The following is a 15,380-nucleotide window of genomic DNA, read 5'->3' as shown; positions in this document are numbered from 1 at the left end:
TCATAAACAATGTAAGCTTCAAAATATCTTGTTAAAAGATTATTTGAGAGCTATTCCATTTTATAAAGCACTTTTATAAACCCAATGATTATTTTCTTTTTCAAAAAAAGAATGTTCATGGATTACATTTAAAGAACCATTTTCGTAAAAGTAAGCTTTAAATTCCACTGAGTTTTCAGTAGAATTAAGAACATCTAATTTTACCCATTCTACAGATTTTGTCCAAGCCAATATTTCTTTATTTTCAAGTTTTGAAGGTCTTGTTTTACTATGGTGGCTTTTTTGTAAATAGTCAATATTAGCCAACACAAAAGCACTGTAACGTGAGCGCATTAAAGCTTCTGGAGTGGTTACACTTTTAATATTTAGATGTGCTTTTTGGCAACAGTTTTTGTAGGTTTTATGCGGATTACAAGGACAGTTCATCATTAATTTATAAGTTCTTTTTCTTTTATTCTAAAACAGCGTTCATCACCAAGAAATAATGGATTTCCCAATTCTTCAGACCAAAATCCGTCTAAAATATCTTTAGAAATACACCTATAAACAACCACACCTTTGTAAATAGTATTTTCATAACCTTGATAATTAAAGTTGATAACTAAAATATTATCTTTAAAAAAACCGGTTCCAAGTTGTTGCTGACTTTTGTTAATCAACCATTTTGCGATAATTCTATTATTTGCATCCAACGTTAAAGAAAGTGTTCCTTTGTAAGTGTTATCACTTTCATCTTGATTACTTCCTATTATTTGAAATTCGCCAATGATATCTTGAATTGTCATTTATTTTTTTCTTTAAGCTGATAATATAAACGAAACCTTTATTTGTGTTTAATTTTAGAATATATTTCAATTGATTTTTTCAATTTACCAATCATTCGATTACGTAAACGTTCTGGTTTCTGGATTTCTATACTATCTCCAAAACCAAGAATTTTTCTTTCTAATTCGTAGTTAATTTGAACTAAGATATTAAAAATAACACCATCATCTGTTCTTTTAATTAAACGTTGAGTATGATGAAATGGTTTTGTAATTACGTAAGGAGCATTGTGTTTATCAATCCAAAATTGTATTCTTTGAGGGCGAGTATTTGCAACCGTTGCTCCAATTACATCTTTATAATAGATATCTCCATCAATTTGTAAATCATTGTATTCAGTATTTTGATCTTTTATGATATTAGAAATCCTATCTAAAGCCAATGTTATAAATTGTTTTTTATGTGAAGCTAATAAAAACCATCTATTGTTATATTCTTTTAATAACTGCGGATGAACAGTCATATCACTGGGATTTCGAGCTTTAAATGATTGATACGTAATTCTAATCACTTTTTTATGTTGAATAGCCTCATAAATAGGATCAATAAATTTTAAACCTTTTAATTGTTCATTTTTATCCAAATGAATAATGGCTCTGTTGTTTTTTTGTGATGAATAAACCGAATCTTCTAAACGTTGTAAAACTCCGTCCATTTCTTGAAACAACGAGAAATCTTTAAACTGACGTAACATTTGAATGGCTTCATTCATAATTTTAATATCATTATCAGTAACCGGAATGTTTTTAATGCTGTAATCTTCTTCCGCATAACGATAATATTTACGCTCATACACTTCAATTGGTGCATTGTAGCCTAATTTATCACTACGCATTAACTGAATATCTAATTGTATTGTTCGTTTACTTACATATACATCTTTTCCTTCGTATTCATACAAAGCATCTGAGCAAGCATCAATTAAATCGTTTAAAGTCCAGCGTTTCATGTTGTTTCGTAAACATTGATCGATGGTTTTATAACGGATTAAAGCATTTTTATTAGAAGCCATTTTAATAATTTTCAATAAAAATAGAAAATAATTTTTACTACGCAAAAAGATTGCGCATTTGTGTTAAATATTTGCAACGGAATCATAAGAAAGAAACTAAAATCTTTCAAAAGTAATCGCTCCATAAAACGAGGAGTTTGTGGAGCATACTGAAACAAGTTCAGCACAAGAAAAATAGAAATTATGGAAAACAAAATGAAAATAACAGGAAAGGAAATCATCGCATTAGGTTTTAAACCAGGGAAATGGTTTCCAGAAGCAATGGAACATATTAATACAAATGAATTGTCTGACAAAGAAACCTTAGTGTATTTAGAGCAATTTAGACCCAAACCAGAAATTTCGTTATTAGAAAATCCAGCTGAATTTAAAATCAATATAAAAGCGGAGAATGAGTTAGAAGAAATCAATGTGAATTCTGTTACAAAAACAATGGAAGTTTTAATGAAAACACCAACAGTTGTAAATGGCGCAATTATGCCAGATGCTTGCCCAACAGGCGGAATAGGAACAATTCCTGTTGGCGGAATTGTAGTTGCTAAAAACGCCATTCATCCAGGAATGCACAGTGCAGATATTTGTTGCTCTGTAATGTTGACTGACTTCGGAAAAGCAAATCCAAAAGATGTTTTAGATGCAGCACATTCTATTACACATTTTGGTCCAGGCGGAAGAGGTAGAAATACACAATTTCGTTTTCCTTCTGATTTGTTAGCAGAAATTGAAGCAAATCCGTTTTTAAACAATCAAAAATGTATTTCTGCTGCAAGATCTCATTTAGGAACACAAGGCGATGGAAATCATTTTTTGTTCGTCGGAAAATCAAAGAAAACAGGAAATACTATGTTAGTTACACATCACGGAAGTAGAGGTTTTGGTGCCAATTTATATAGTAGAGGAATGAAAATTGCAGAGCAATTTAGACAAGAATTATCGCCACAAACTTTAAAACAAAATGCATGGATTCCGTTTGAAACAGAAGAAGGAAAAAACTATTGGGAAGCTTTGCAAATTATAAGAAAATGGACAAAATTAAACCATGAAGTTTTACACGATACAACGTTAGAAAAATTAGAAATTGAAAAAGAAAATAGGTTTTGGAACGAGCATAATTTTGTATTTAAAGGTGGAGATTTATTTTACCATGCAAAAGGAGCAACTCCGTTAGATCCTAAATTTATGCCAGATATTACGGGTCCAAGATTGATTCCGTTAAATATGAGTGAACCTGTGTTGATTGTTGAAGGAAACACAACCGAAAGCAATTTAGGTTTTGCGCCACATGGAGCAGGAAGAAATATAAGTAGAACACAACATAGAAAGGGTAAAACAGGAACAGTACAAGAAATTTTTGAAGAAGAAACCAAAGGATTAGACATCCGTTTTTTCTCTGAAGAAATTGATATTACAGAATTACCATCAGCATATAAAAATGCAGAAACGGTGCGTAACCAAATGGAAGAATTTGGTTTAGGTAAAGTTATTGATGAAGTTGTACCTTACGGTTGTATTATGGCTGGAGACTGGAAAAAGAACGCGCCTTGGAAGAAGCGTAAAAGAAATAGAAATAATGGAAAAAATTAAAGAGAAAGCAATAGAACTTTTATTAGATATCATCTCAAAAGAAGATTTTGAGGTGATACTCTATGAAAAAGTGAAAACAGAAAATTTAATTACAAATAGGTTTCTTTTTGATTTAGTTAATATAAATTATAGAGAAAATAAATATAAAATTCAATTAGGTAAAATTTTAGAAGACACCCTTGAAGAGGAAATATTTATAATGTATAAAGTTAATTTTTATTCAAAAAAAATAAAGGATGAAAATAATATTAAAGAAATATATAAGCACTTTAATAATGTTTTTGAATTGTTTGAATATGATAAAGAATATTCATTAATGTGGGACTATTATCAAATAAATGAACGAATAGGATTAATTGAAATTAAATATGAAATTGAAAAAAACGTAATAATTGATTTAAAAAAATTATGTGATAGGGTTTGTTTTGAATTTAATAAGATATCAAGAATTGAAGATAAAGTAAAATTGTTAGTTGAAGGATTATCTGAAAGTAAGGATGTTAGCTTTTTAAATAATCAAATACAAACGAATGAAATCAAGCTTAAAAAGTGGTATCAATTTTGGAAATATTAATCAAAATTTGGAAGATTAACCAATTTTCTCGCATATTTGCACCATAATAAACAAGTAAAAAATAAAAGTAAAACGCTTATGAACATATATAAATCACATAAAACGGACGCTAAGCTGCGACTTATTAGGTCAATGTTTTAGGTAAAATACTTTTAAAAGATAATAAAAACGTCCAAAATTCATTTTTTGGACGCTTTTTATTGAAAAAAATCCTCTCAATTTATAATTGAGAGAACAATTAAAGTTGTCATTCCCATGAAAATGGGAATCCAGTGAAAATTTATTTTCACTTTTATCAAAAACCATTAGATGCCAATATATCGTGTAAGTATTCCCTACATATCAAACATTCAAAGAGTTGTCTAAACTCACAATATCTGCACAAAAGCGGACAGGAATCCTATTATCTAAAAACAATATAACTAGTTGATTGTCAGTAAAATACTTTAAAATTTTATTTGTGTAATTCAAAAATACGTTTTAGGTTTGCATCGCAATAAAGCAACAAAATAGCTGGAACAGTCAAGATACTGAATCAAGTTCAGCATAATAAACGAAGTACAATGTTCAATTATCAATTAAACAAAAACATACAAAGAGAACCAGGTTCTTTTTATTGTTTACTTCGCGACTTTCACAATTACAAATAGCAATTAACTATTATATATGAAAAGTCCGAAGTTGTAAAATTTCGGACTTTTTTTATGGTCATTTTTAAAAAAGTATTCCTTTAAAATTGTCATTCCGAACTTGATTCGGAACCAAAAATTTTCCGAAGTAAAAATTAAGAGTTATAGAATCAACCAAAAGTTGAATTCTATAGAATTATACATCTCAATTTAAAATCATGGGAAATAAATTAAAAGGAAAAGACCTAATAAAATTAGGCTTTCCAAAGAACAATAGTATCAATATTGCTTTAGGGCAAATAAACCGATACAGAAAAAGAGAAAAGAAAGAACGCATTTTAGAAGAAGCAAAAGAGGTGCTACAGCATCCAGAAAAGTTTCAAGGAAATGCTATTTGGGGAAAAGTTGCAGAAGGTTTGGTAAAGCCAGTCGAAGTAAAAATGCATCAATTAAGAAATACGCGCGTTCCGTTTTCAATTTATGGAGAAAACGAAATAGACGAACAAGCAAAGTTTCAGTTGTACGACGCTTTAAAGTTACCGATAGCAGTGCAAGGCTCATTAATGCCAGACGCACATTATGGTTACGGTTTACCAATTGGCGGCGTTTTAGCCACAGAAAATGCAGTAATTCCGTATGGAGTAGGTGTAGATATTGGTTGCAGAATGTGTTTAACTATATATCCAATTCCGGTTTCTTTTCTAAAAGGAAAACAACATCAATATGAAAATATTTTAAAGAATCACACAAAATTCGGAATGCGAGAAACGCATGACAAAAAACAAGATCACGAAATATTTTATAGAGATGAATTTACAGATATTCCGTTAATAAAACGCTTAAAAGACAAAGCGTACAAGCAATTAGGAACATCTGGAGGAGGAAATCATTTTGTAGAATTTGGTACCGTTTCTATTACAGAAGATAACAACGAATTCGGATTAAAAATAGGTGAATACATTGGCGTTTTATCGCACAGTGGCTCAAGAGGATTAGGTGCAAACATTGCAAAACATTATACCTATTTGGCAACAAAACAATGTCATTTACCAAAAAATGTACAGCATTTAGCATGGTTAGATATGAATTCTCATGACGGACAAGAATATTGGTTGGCTATGAATTTAGCTGGCGATTATGCAAAAGCATGTCACGATAATATTCACGATCGAATTGCAAAATTAATAGGAGCAAAACCCATTGCAAAAATTGAGAATCATCACAATTTTGCTTGGAAAGAAACTGTAAATGGCAACGAATGTATTGTGCATAGAAAAGGAGCAACGCCAGCTAAAAAAGACGAGTTGGGCATCATTCCAGGTTCTATGACGGCACCAGGATTTATAGTTCGCGGTTTGGGTAACACGGCGAGTTTACAGTCGGCTTCTCACGGAGCAGGTAGAAAACATTCGCGTAAAAAGTGTAAAGAAAAATTCACGAAAAGTGATATCAAGCATCAGTTAAAAATGAACGATGTAACGCTTATTGGTGGCGGAATTGACGAAGCACCAATGGCTTACAAAGACATTAAAAAAGTGATGGCAAATCAACAAGAATTGGTCGAAGTATTAGGAACATTTACACCAAAGATTGTTAGAATGGATAAATAATTATGGAAACAAAAATAATACAAATATCAGCAGGAACAGGACCCACAGAATGTGCTTTTGTAGTTGCTAAAGTGCTAAAAATATTCTTAAAAGAATTGATAAACAACAAGGTTGCGTATTTAATTCTTCATAAAGAAAACGGACTCCAAAATGGCACAGTGCAATCTGTAAGTATACAATTAAAAGGAAACCAACTTGCTGATTTTTTAAAAGATTGGTTAGGTACTATTCAATGGATTGGAACATCAACTTTTAGAAAATACAACAAACGTAAAAACTGGTTTATAGGTTGTTTTGAGGTAGAAAGTAATGAATCATTATCAATTAAAGAAAATGAGATTCAGTTTCAGGCAATTAGAAGTTCTGGTGCTGGCGGTCAGCACGTAAATAAAGTAAGTTCTGCTGTAAGAGCAAAACATACAAAAACAGGACTGCAAGTTTTGGTAATGGATAGTAGATCTCAACATCAAAATAAAAAGATTGCTATAAAACGATTACAAGAAAAAGTAAGTAATTTTAATATGGAGCAATCAAAAATACAATTAGAAAACCAATGGATGAATCATAAAACCGTAGAAAGAGGAAATCCGATTAGAGTTTTTACAGGAACAGATTTTAAACAAAAAAAGAAAGTTAAATCATTTAAAAACAAGAGAAACCACTTAAAGAATGATTTACGTAAACAATTATAATAATATGGGAACATTAGTAAACAATTATGTTTTTAAAGCATTAGAAAATTATCCTTACGATTTAGAAGAAGTAATGGAAGCTTTAAATTATGCGTTGTCTTATGACGATAAAAATACAATGGCTTTAACGTTAATGGGAAGAGTTCATGCAGAAAAGCTTTTTAAATATGATGATGCAATTATGTATTACAAAGAAGCTTTAGCAGAAAATGTTCACGCATTTGAAGTCTATTCACACTATATAAATGTGTTATTGTGGAACGAAGATTATAAAGAAGCAGAAGATTTTATAGATTTTGCTATTACAGTAAAAGGGTCAGACAAAGCAGTTTTATATTTTAAAAAAGCAATTTTATTTGAGCAATTAAAACAATATAAAAAAGCATTGTCTTTTGTAAAGTTAGCAAAAGAGTTCACTTTTAATTCTGAGTTTATGCATACAGTAAATGAAGAGAGAAGTAGAATTAAAGGCAAACTTCCGAAGAAAAAGAAACCTAAATCGAAGAAAAAAGATAAAAAAAGTAAAAAATAATTTATCTACGTAAATAGATTGCGTAATAGCATATAATATTTGCAGAGTAATTATGAAAAAGATCACGTAGAAATGTGGGAAAATTGCAAAAAAAAGTAGAGAAGTACCTCACTTTAACAAGGAGTAAAGTGAGGTTAATTAAAAGTTTATTAAAATAAAAGGAAGTGTTGAGCAATTGGTTGGCTCGTCAGACTGTAACTCTGATTTCGTTAAGAACGTGTAGGTTCGAGTCCTACTACTTCCACATCAAGCAAGTCTTGTTGTGTGTTTCTGTATAGCACCATTGTATAATTTCGTACAGTATTTGTATTCGATTTTTATATACAACTCGTCTTGAAGGTTTTTAGGATTTCCGCCAGAAGAAATTCCACAATTCTATGTACGAAGGTTCGAATCCTTCTCACATTTTTTATGTGATAGCACAGTCCGGTTAATGCAATAGAAGTTCAAGTGTGGGTTCGAGTCCCACTATTCAGAAATTCTGGATATAGACTAATTGGTAGGTCACTAGATTTCGGCTCTAGAGAACGATGAACTGTTAATTCATCCAAACCAAGTTTCATCACCTTGTAAAACTGATGACCAAAAAAAGAAAACGATACGTTCTAAATGAGTTCTTAATTGAACACTTAAAAAAGAACTTGAAGTTTTCAATTCTAAAATTAGAAAGTAATAAATTTTTACAAATCAGTTGATTCCTTTTATAGATTTCAACCCATTTTTCAAAACAAATTATAGCCTTTTTTTAGATTGTTAATTTTCGTGATTTGTTGAGATTTTAACGTGTCGTTTTTAAATAAAAAATAGTCACTTTAGTGTTTTACTAAAGTATCATAAAAATTGTCTTTCCCATGAAAATGGGAATCAAGAACATATTTCTCCGTTACAGAGATTGTTAAAAAAGGAAAAGCTCTTTAGATTTTTATCTAAAGCTTCCTATAAATTGTCTTTCCTGTGAAAACAGGAATCTATGTTGAACCATTCTGAAATTAAAAAAAGAAAGTTTTCAGAATAAAAAATTAAAAAAAATGAAAAGAATAAGAATTAATACCGGAAAAGTAGGATTGGTTTTTAAAAATGGTGATTACCAAAAAGTAATTACTCAAGGAACTCATTGGTTATTTTTAAATCAAAATGTAATAGTTTATGATTTAACAAAAGAGTTTTATGCATCTGTAGCGAATGAAATTCTATTAAAAGATAAAGTTTTAGCTGATATGCTTGAAATTGTAGAGGTAAAAGATAATGAGTTGGTTTTGGTGTATGAAAATAGCAACTTTAAAAATGTATTACAATCAGGAAGGTATTTTTACTGGAAAGGTTTTGTAGACAGAGTTTTTCAAAAAGTAGATAGAAGCAAAATCTATATTACAGAGAATATAGAAAAAGCTTTATTCAGTAATTACGAATTATCTAAATACATTAGAGTCTTTGAAGTTGCTGCTTATGAAAAAGCTGTTTTATTGGTAGATGATGTCTATACAAAAACCTTAACTGGAGGAACCTATAGATTTTGGAGAAACGATACAACTATCAAAATTGCAAAAGCAGATATGAGACAATTGCAATTAGAAATTGCTGGTCAAGAATTGTTAACTAAAGACAAAGCTACTTTAAGAATCAATTTTTATACACAGTATAAAGTAGTAGATATTGAAAAAGCATTGTTAGGTAACAAAGATTATGAAAAGCAATTATACATTTTAATGCAATTAGCTTTAAGAACTTATGTTGGCGGTTATACATTGGATGAATTGTTGGAGAAAAAAGAAAATATTGCAACAGCAGTATTTGATCAAGTATCTAAAAATACAGCTCAATTAGGTGTACAGGTTTTAAACTGCGGAATTAGAGATGTAATTTTAACTGGAGAAATGAAAGAAATTATGAATCAAGTTTTAGTTGCACAAAAAAGAGCGCAAGCGAACATAATTACCAGAAGAGAAGAAACAGCTTCTACAAGAAGTTTGTTAAATACTGCCAAATTAATGGAAGACAATGAAATGTTGTTCAAATTAAAAGAAATGGAGTATGTAGAGAAAATTGCCGATAAAATCGGTGAGATTACTGTTTCTGGTAACGGAAATATGGTAAAGCAGTTAAAAGAAATTTTTGCTGTGAATAAATAAGAAAAAGGTTGTCAATTTTTGGCAGCCTTTTTTGTTATTATACTTACTTCCCAATACAGAAAGTAATAACCTTAGTAAAATCAGTATTTGTAGAGCAGTTATATGGAGTAAAGATGTAAGATTATTCTTTCTTTTGTTTAACTTTATTAATAATAAAAATTAATTTTTATCAGTTTACAATCTTTGATTGTAATCATATTCTATAAGCATCCGAATGATACAAAAAAAAGAACATTCAGGCCTTATATTTTACGTTCCTGTACTTTTTCTTTCACTATTTAAAAGTATTTCGTTGCTTTGCTTAGGTATGGATCTAAATAAAAATAATACTAGGATATCTCTTTATTGGAAATGTCAATTAATAGGGTGGGGCATCGTTTCTATTTATTGGGCATATACAGTATATACAAGAGATAATTACGGTGTTTTATATACTTTGTTAAATTATATATTAGACATTTCAATAGGGATATTTTTAACACATATATACAGAAGATTTGCTTTGAAAGCAAAATGGAGTAGTTTATCCATAAAAAAATTACTAATCCGGTTAGTGCCAACGATACTTTTATTAGCTGTCTTATATGTATTAATAAATAACTTAAAGTGGTATGCTTTCAGAACACTTTTTGTAATTAAGAATGTTGATTTCTTAGAATCAATTATTTACTGGGATCCCATATTACTTACTGGACTTCGATTAATGTCAATTTGGTTATTGGCATATCACTTGTATCATTATTATCAAAAAGAAGTGGTAACAGCAAAAGAGAACGCTGAATTGTCGTTAATAGTGAAAAAAGCACAATTAGATAATTTATCGGCTCAATTAAATCCTCATTTCTTATTCAATTCCCTAAACTCTATCAAGTCATTAGTAATTGAAAATCCAAATGTTGCAAGAAGAGCTATTGATTTATTATCGGATTTGTTGCGTTCTTCATTATATGAAAAAGACAAAGATTTAATACCTATTAAAAATGAATTGTCTTTGGTTTATGATTACATTGAATTAGAAAAGATGCGTTTTGAAGAACGACTTCAGTTAAAAATTAATATTAAAGAAGAAGTAATGAATTATAAGGTTCCTACTTTAAGTATTCAGTTATTGATAGAAAACGCTATAAAACATGGCATTGACTTAAAAGTTGGAGGAGGTGTTGTTTTCTTGACAATTAAAAAGAGCGATAGCAATATTCATATTAAAGTTGAGAATCCTGGAGTAATTAATCAACATAAAAATGTTGGATTAGGTTTAAAAAATTTAAAAAAACGCCTAGAAATTCAATATAAAAATAACGCTAGTTTTAGTTTAACAGCTAAAGAAAATGACTGTGTAGTTGCAGAAATAATAATTCCAATGCATATAGAAGATGAAAAGATATAAAACCATAATCATTGATGATGAACGTTTAGCGAGAGAAGAAGTAAAACGCGGATTAGAAAAACATCAAGAGTTTGAAATTATTGGAGAAGCTAGTCATGTAGATGAAGCCATAACTTTAATTGAAGAATTAAAACCCGATATTTTATTTTTAGATATTCACATGCCTGGAAAATCTGGTTTTGATTTATTGGAAGAATTAACAAATGTCCCAGACGTTATTTTTACAACTGCTTATGATCAATACGCTGTAAAAGCTTTTGAGATGAATGCTTTAGATTATTTGGTAAAGCCTTTAAGAGACGAACGTTTTTCTAAAACTATTGAAAAAGTAAAGCTAGAACTATCTAAAAGAGTAAAATTAGAGCCTACTGCCTTACCAATGCATCAAAAGATATTTATAAAAGATGGTGAAAAATGTCATTTTATTCCACTTACAGATATTCATTTTATTGAATCGTTAGAAAATTATGCACGTCTTTATTTCGGTTCAGATAAAGCGATGATAAAACGTTCTTTAAATTTATTAGCAGAGAAATTAGACCCTAAAGTGTTTTTTCGGGTTAATCGCAGTCAAATTATTAATATTAATTACATCAAAGAGATTCATCCATACTTTAATAATAAATTACAAATTATATTAACTACTGGAGAAAAAGTAGAAGTATCTAACAGGCAATCCGTCAAGTTTAAAAACTGGAATAGTTTATAAAGAAGTAATCGTTCCGTTATCTAACGTTCATTTGCATTTATTTGCGCTCATGTACTTTTCCTTTTTTGATGGAAAAAGACACCTTTACTTTGTGCTATAATTAATTTAAAAGCCATATTATGAATTATTTAAAAGAAGTATTTCAAATAGTGAAAATCATTTTTTTAGTTATCATTTCTCTGTTATTTTATTGCTGTGAAGATAACACTTTAGGAGCAAAACAGCCAACATTAACCGATTATGCAATTGGAGAAACATGGACTTGGAAATATAAAGGTGTAACAACTGAAGGTGTTGTTCGTTCAGATGGAGAAGACACAAGAAAAATAATTAATATAGATGGTGCTTTAGGTATGATCATTGGAAAAGACACTATTCCAGTATCAGATATAGTAAAACCAGAAACAAGTAAAACACCAAAATATAAGTGGCCATTAGAAGTAGGGAAAAAATGGAAATATGAAAAAAACTGGACAAGTCAGGATGGCACTACAGGAAAACAAAGTCAAAATGCTGAAGTTTTATCCTTCAAGGAAGAAAAAGTAGGAGCAGGAACATTTATGGCTTATACCATAGAATACAAAGGAACCGTTTCAAATTCCAGAGGATACAACGCACAAACGGATGAAGTTTGGTTATACGCACCAGAAATAAAAAACTTTATTAAAATGACGCAAACTCAAGACGGCTTTTTGTACACTGAAGAGTTGATTCGTTACTCGAACCCAAATAAAAAGTAACAATGAAAAAATCAGTCCTGATATTATTTTTAATCACAATTAGTATGACTTCTTTTGCGCAAGAAGTGGCATTTAAGAAGGTGGAACTATCAGATTCTGTAGCGCTTGCAAATCAAATGCAGCAATTAGCAGTATTATGTGACACTCAAAATTTATCAAAATTAGATGTGTTTAAGTTCCAGTTAATTAGAGGTAATTATAAAGAGGCTTTAGTTACTTTCAAAAAAAGAATTAAAGAAACACCAATAGATCAAAGACAGTATTTAGATATATACATGCATTATGTAGAGGCAAAGCTTTCTAAGAACTTTAAAGATGCCTTTAAAAAATCTTACAGAAAATATGTAAAGAATTCTGATGATATAAAAGTTATTAATTTAGATAGAGCATTAATAATTAGAGATCCTACTGATTATTATGTGAGTAATTTTAATAACACATATAATGCTATTAAATCAGAAAAAATAGCACAAGCTACAGTTAAGGATTTAGTAAAAAAATATTTTTTAAGCATTGTATTTTCATCAACTAGAGCTATTTATTTTGAAGAAATAAAGCAAGATCATAAACGTAGATATGCTGTAAATGATAGTATTATAATCCCTATGAAAGATGGTGCAGAAGTTTCAGTTGTAGTCGTAAAACGAAAAGGAAATTCAACTACTAAAAAATCTGCAATATTAGTTTCTTCAATTTATACAGGAACAAATGTGACTTCAACAATGTTAGCTGCATCCAAAGGCTATATTGGTGTCATTGCCAATACAAGAGGTAAAAGATTAAGTAAAAGCGATATAAAACCTCTTGAATATGAAAACACAGATGTGTATGAAGTCATTGATTGGATTAGCAAGCAACCTTGGTCTAATAAAAAAGTAGCCATGTTTGGTGGTAGTTACAATGGTTTTACGCAATGGGCTTCAATGAAACACAAAGTGCATCCATCGTTAAAAACAATTGTTCCAATGGTAGCAATTGCTCCTGGAATTGATTATCCGATGGAAAATAATGTGCTACATAATTATTCATATTCTTGGAATTTTTATGTAACCAATAACAAGTTTTTAGACTTTAAAGCTTCAAATGATTATAATCGTTGGAATACTTTAAAAAACACTTGGTACAAAACAGGAGTTGCATTTAACAAACTAGATAGTTTAGATGGTAAAGTAAATAAACTGTGGAATACCTATATGCAGCATCCTAGTTATGATAATTTTTGGAAAAAAATGATTCCATATAAACAAGAATTTGCAAAGATTGACATTCCAATTTTAACCATCACAGGTTATTATGATGACTCACAAAGAGGAGCAATGTATTATTTTAATGAGCATCATAAATATGCGAAAAATCCAAGCCATTATTTATTAGTTGGCCCTTATGATCATTGGACTGCACAAACGAAACCAGAGGAAAGTTTAAGAAATTATAAACTAGACAAAACTGCTTTAATAAATATTGAAGAAGACATTATTTATCAATGGTTTGATTACATTTTAAATGGGAAAGAAAAGCCTAGTATTTTAAAAGATAAAGTAAATTTTCAAGTAATGGATACAGATACTTGGATGCATAAATCGAGTTTAAGTGCCATGACAAATGACACCTTGACTTTTCATTTAAGTGCTGAAAAAATAAAGGATGTTTATACTTTAAAATCAAAAAAAAATAACTCTAAAATCGAAATGAAAGTTGATTTTAAGGATAGAGAAAGCATGAATAATACCGAATATTATCCTTGGCCACTAGAACGTGAACAAATTAATTTAAAAGATGGATTGGTTTTTAAATCTGAAACATTAAAAGAAGATGTTATTATAAATGGTTCATTTTTCGGGAATCTTGAATTTTCAATCAATAAAAAAGACGTTGATTATTCTGTAATTGTTTACCAGCTAACACCTGAAAATAAATATTTTCATTTAAGCTATTATATTGGTAGAGCAAGTTTTGCAAAAGATAGAGAAAAACGTGTTTTATTAACACCAAATGAATTCACAGAAATCTCTTTTAATAATTCTAAATTAATCAGTAAAAAATTAGGAAAAGGAAGCCGAATTGTAATTGTGTTAAACGTAAATAAAAACAACAACGCGCAAATAAATTATGGTTCTGGAAAAGATGTCAATGAAGAAAATATTAAAGATGCTGAAATTCCTTTACAAATAAATTTCACTGGTAACAGTAGTATTTCATTGCCTATTTGGAATTTTAGAAAATAAAAGAAAGTAAACTTCTATTTTAAAACTTTGACGAACAATTTTATGTCATATACCAAAATCCTATGTTAATAAAAAAATATACAACCAACTGGATTACAAATTTCATAGAACTAAATCGTGAAATTGAAAAGGGTTTAAATGGAATTGAATGCCAAATTGAACATGTTGGAAGTACATCTATACCTAATTTAGATTCTAAAGCGATTATAGACATTGATATTATTTACGAAAGCGAATCAGAATTTGAAAAAATAAAATCTGGACTAATTAAAATTGGGTATTATCATAACGGAAATCAAGGGCTTGAAAAACGAGAGGTTTTTAAAAGAAACAGAGAATCTTCTCATTGTGTTTTAGACACAATTACACATCATCTTTATGTTTGTTTAACGAATAGTAAACCATTAGAAAGACACATTTTGATGCGTAATTTTTTGCGTAAAAATGATTGGGCTAGATTGAAATACCAGGAAATGAAATACGAATTAGCAGAAAAAGCGAACCAAAATAAAAAGCTGTACGCAGAATTGAAAGAATTAAATGTCAATGTCTTTATTGACGATATTATAGAAAAAGAAAAAACTAACCTACAACGAAAAAGCAATACGAGAAAGATATAGAATCTTAATACAAAACGCTTAAACCTCAAATCTTACGTCCCTGTACTTTTCCTTTCCCTTTATATATGTATTCCATTACTTTGACTAAAAATCGATAATAGTAGAAATACAA

The 15,380-nt window shown here is 29.5% G+C and carries 14 protein-coding genes and 1 tRNA gene; 12 read left to right on the top strand and 3 right to left on the bottom strand.

The annotated features are described in order from the left end of the window. Positions 1-60 precede the first annotated feature (60 nt). The 3 genes from LPB136_RS04480 to LPB136_RS04470 are packed head-to-tail and all read right to left on the bottom strand — an operon-like array spanning position 61 to position 1,837. A complete protein-coding gene (locus LPB136_RS04480; protein ID WP_335743868.1) occupies positions 61-429 on the bottom strand; it encodes a YchJ family protein in 369 nt (122 codons plus the stop codon). Then, complete coding sequence (locus tag LPB136_RS04475; RefSeq protein ID WP_072554981.1) at positions 429-785, bottom strand: hypothetical protein; 357 nt, start codon at positions 783-785, stop codon at positions 429-431. Before LPB136_RS04475 ends, LPB136_RS04480 begins: the two co-directional genes overlap by 1 nt. 38 nt (positions 786-823) lie before the next feature. After that, positions 824-1,837, bottom strand: a complete 1,014-nt coding sequence (locus tag LPB136_RS04470) for a helix-turn-helix transcriptional regulator (RefSeq protein WP_072556906.1) — start codon at positions 1,835-1,837, stop codon at positions 824-826. 195 nt (positions 1,838-2,032) lie between these two features. On the opposite strand from LPB136_RS04470, the gene LPB136_RS04465 reads away from it, so the two are divergent. From LPB136_RS04465 to LPB136_RS04410, 12 genes are all read left to right on the top strand, one after another. Then, complete coding sequence (locus LPB136_RS04465; protein ID WP_072556905.1) at positions 2,033-3,421, top strand: RtcB family protein; 1,389 nt, start codon at positions 2,033-2,035, stop codon at positions 3,419-3,421. Continuing rightward, the gene (locus LPB136_RS04460; RefSeq protein WP_072554980.1) at positions 3,408-3,995 is read left to right on the top strand and encodes a hypothetical protein; all 588 of its coding nucleotides are present in this window, start codon (positions 3,408-3,410) and stop codon (positions 3,993-3,995) included. The genes LPB136_RS04465 and LPB136_RS04460 overlap by 14 nt, the downstream gene beginning before the upstream one ends. Before the next feature lie 847 nt (positions 3,996-4,842). Beyond that, positions 4,843-6,234, top strand: coding sequence for an RtcB family protein (locus tag LPB136_RS04455; protein WP_072554979.1), 1,392 nt, complete (start codon positions 4,843-4,845; stop codon positions 6,232-6,234). Between the two features lie 2 nt (positions 6,235-6,236). Then, positions 6,237-6,926 carry a peptide chain release factor H gene (gene prfH / locus LPB136_RS04450; protein ID WP_072554978.1) on the top strand — a complete coding sequence of 230 codons (690 nt, stop codon included), beginning with the start codon at positions 6,237-6,239 and terminating at the stop codon, positions 6,924-6,926. Next, on the top strand, positions 6,904-7,458 hold the full coding sequence (locus LPB136_RS04445) for a tetratricopeptide repeat protein (RefSeq protein WP_237267418.1): 555 nt from the start codon (positions 6,904-6,906) through the stop codon (positions 7,456-7,458). Before prfH ends, LPB136_RS04445 begins: the two co-directional genes overlap by 23 nt. Positions 7,459-7,618: 160 nt before the next feature. Beyond that, positions 7,619-7,702 (top strand) — tRNA-Tyr (locus LPB136_RS04440). A gap of 784 nt (positions 7,703-8,486) precedes the next feature. After that, on the top strand, positions 8,487-9,587 hold the full coding sequence (locus LPB136_RS04435) for a slipin family protein (protein ID WP_072554977.1): 1,101 nt from the start codon (positions 8,487-8,489) through the stop codon (positions 9,585-9,587). A gap of 214 nt (positions 9,588-9,801) precedes the next feature. Next, complete coding sequence (locus LPB136_RS04430) at positions 9,802-10,974, top strand: sensor histidine kinase (RefSeq protein WP_237267417.1); 1,173 nt, start codon at positions 9,802-9,804, stop codon at positions 10,972-10,974. Continuing rightward, complete coding sequence (locus LPB136_RS04425) at positions 10,961-11,683, top strand: LytR/AlgR family response regulator transcription factor (protein ID WP_072554976.1); 723 nt, start codon at positions 10,961-10,963, stop codon at positions 11,681-11,683. Before LPB136_RS04430 ends, LPB136_RS04425 begins: the two co-directional genes overlap by 14 nt. A gap of 119 nt (positions 11,684-11,802) precedes the next feature. Then, positions 11,803-12,423, top strand: a complete 621-nt coding sequence (locus LPB136_RS04420; RefSeq protein ID WP_072554975.1) for a hypothetical protein — start codon at positions 11,803-11,805, stop codon at positions 12,421-12,423. 2 nt (positions 12,424-12,425) lie between these two features. Then, positions 12,426-14,648 carry a CocE/NonD family hydrolase gene (locus LPB136_RS04415; protein WP_083426176.1) on the top strand — a complete coding sequence of 741 codons (2,223 nt, stop codon included), beginning with the start codon at positions 12,426-12,428 and terminating at the stop codon, positions 14,646-14,648. A gap of 62 nt (positions 14,649-14,710) precedes the next feature. After that, the gene (locus LPB136_RS04410) at positions 14,711-15,268 is read left to right on the top strand and encodes a GrpB family protein (RefSeq protein WP_072554974.1); all 558 of its coding nucleotides are present in this window, start codon (positions 14,711-14,713) and stop codon (positions 15,266-15,268) included. Positions 15,269-15,380: the final 112 nt, after the last annotated feature.

Source organism: Tenacibaculum todarodis (genome assembly GCF_001889045.1).
Classification (GTDB): domain Bacteria; phylum Bacteroidota; class Bacteroidia; order Flavobacteriales; family Flavobacteriaceae; genus Polaribacter; species Polaribacter todarodis.
Note: the sequence above shows the minus strand (reverse complement) of the source record. Positions and strands in the feature narration are given on the sequence as shown.

Coding starts and splice junctions, on each gene's coding strand:
- LPB136_RS04480 (WP_335743868.1), bottom strand. CDS start 429: ATGATGAACTGTCCTTGTAATCCGCATAAAACCTACAAAAACTGTTGC.
- LPB136_RS04475 (WP_072554981.1), bottom strand. CDS start 785: ATGACAATTCAAGATATCATTGGCGAATTTCAAATAATAGGAAGTAAT.
- LPB136_RS04470 (WP_072556906.1), bottom strand. CDS start 1,837: ATGGCTTCTAATAAAAATGCTTTAATCCGTTATAAAACCATCGATCAA.
- LPB136_RS04465 (WP_072556905.1), top strand. CDS start 2,033: ATGAAAATAACAGGAAAGGAAATCATCGCATTAGGTTTTAAACCAGGG.
- LPB136_RS04460 (WP_072554980.1), top strand. CDS start 3,408: ATGGAAAAAATTAAAGAGAAAGCAATAGAACTTTTATTAGATATCATC.
- LPB136_RS04455 (WP_072554979.1), top strand. CDS start 4,843: ATGGGAAATAAATTAAAAGGAAAAGACCTAATAAAATTAGGCTTTCCA.
- prfH (WP_072554978.1), top strand. CDS start 6,237: ATGGAAACAAAAATAATACAAATATCAGCAGGAACAGGACCCACAGAA.
- LPB136_RS04445 (WP_237267418.1), top strand. CDS start 6,904: ATGATTTACGTAAACAATTATAATAATATGGGAACATTAGTAAACAAT.
- LPB136_RS04435 (WP_072554977.1), top strand. CDS start 8,487: ATGAAAAGAATAAGAATTAATACCGGAAAAGTAGGATTGGTTTTTAAA.
- LPB136_RS04430 (WP_237267417.1), top strand. CDS start 9,802: ATGATACAAAAAAAAGAACATTCAGGCCTTATATTTTACGTTCCTGTA.
- LPB136_RS04425 (WP_072554976.1), top strand. CDS start 10,961: ATGAAAAGATATAAAACCATAATCATTGATGATGAACGTTTAGCGAGA.
- LPB136_RS04420 (WP_072554975.1), top strand. CDS start 11,803: ATGAATTATTTAAAAGAAGTATTTCAAATAGTGAAAATCATTTTTTTA.
- LPB136_RS04415 (WP_083426176.1), top strand. CDS start 12,426: ATGAAAAAATCAGTCCTGATATTATTTTTAATCACAATTAGTATGACT.
- LPB136_RS04410 (WP_072554974.1), top strand. CDS start 14,711: ATGTTAATAAAAAAATATACAACCAACTGGATTACAAATTTCATAGAA.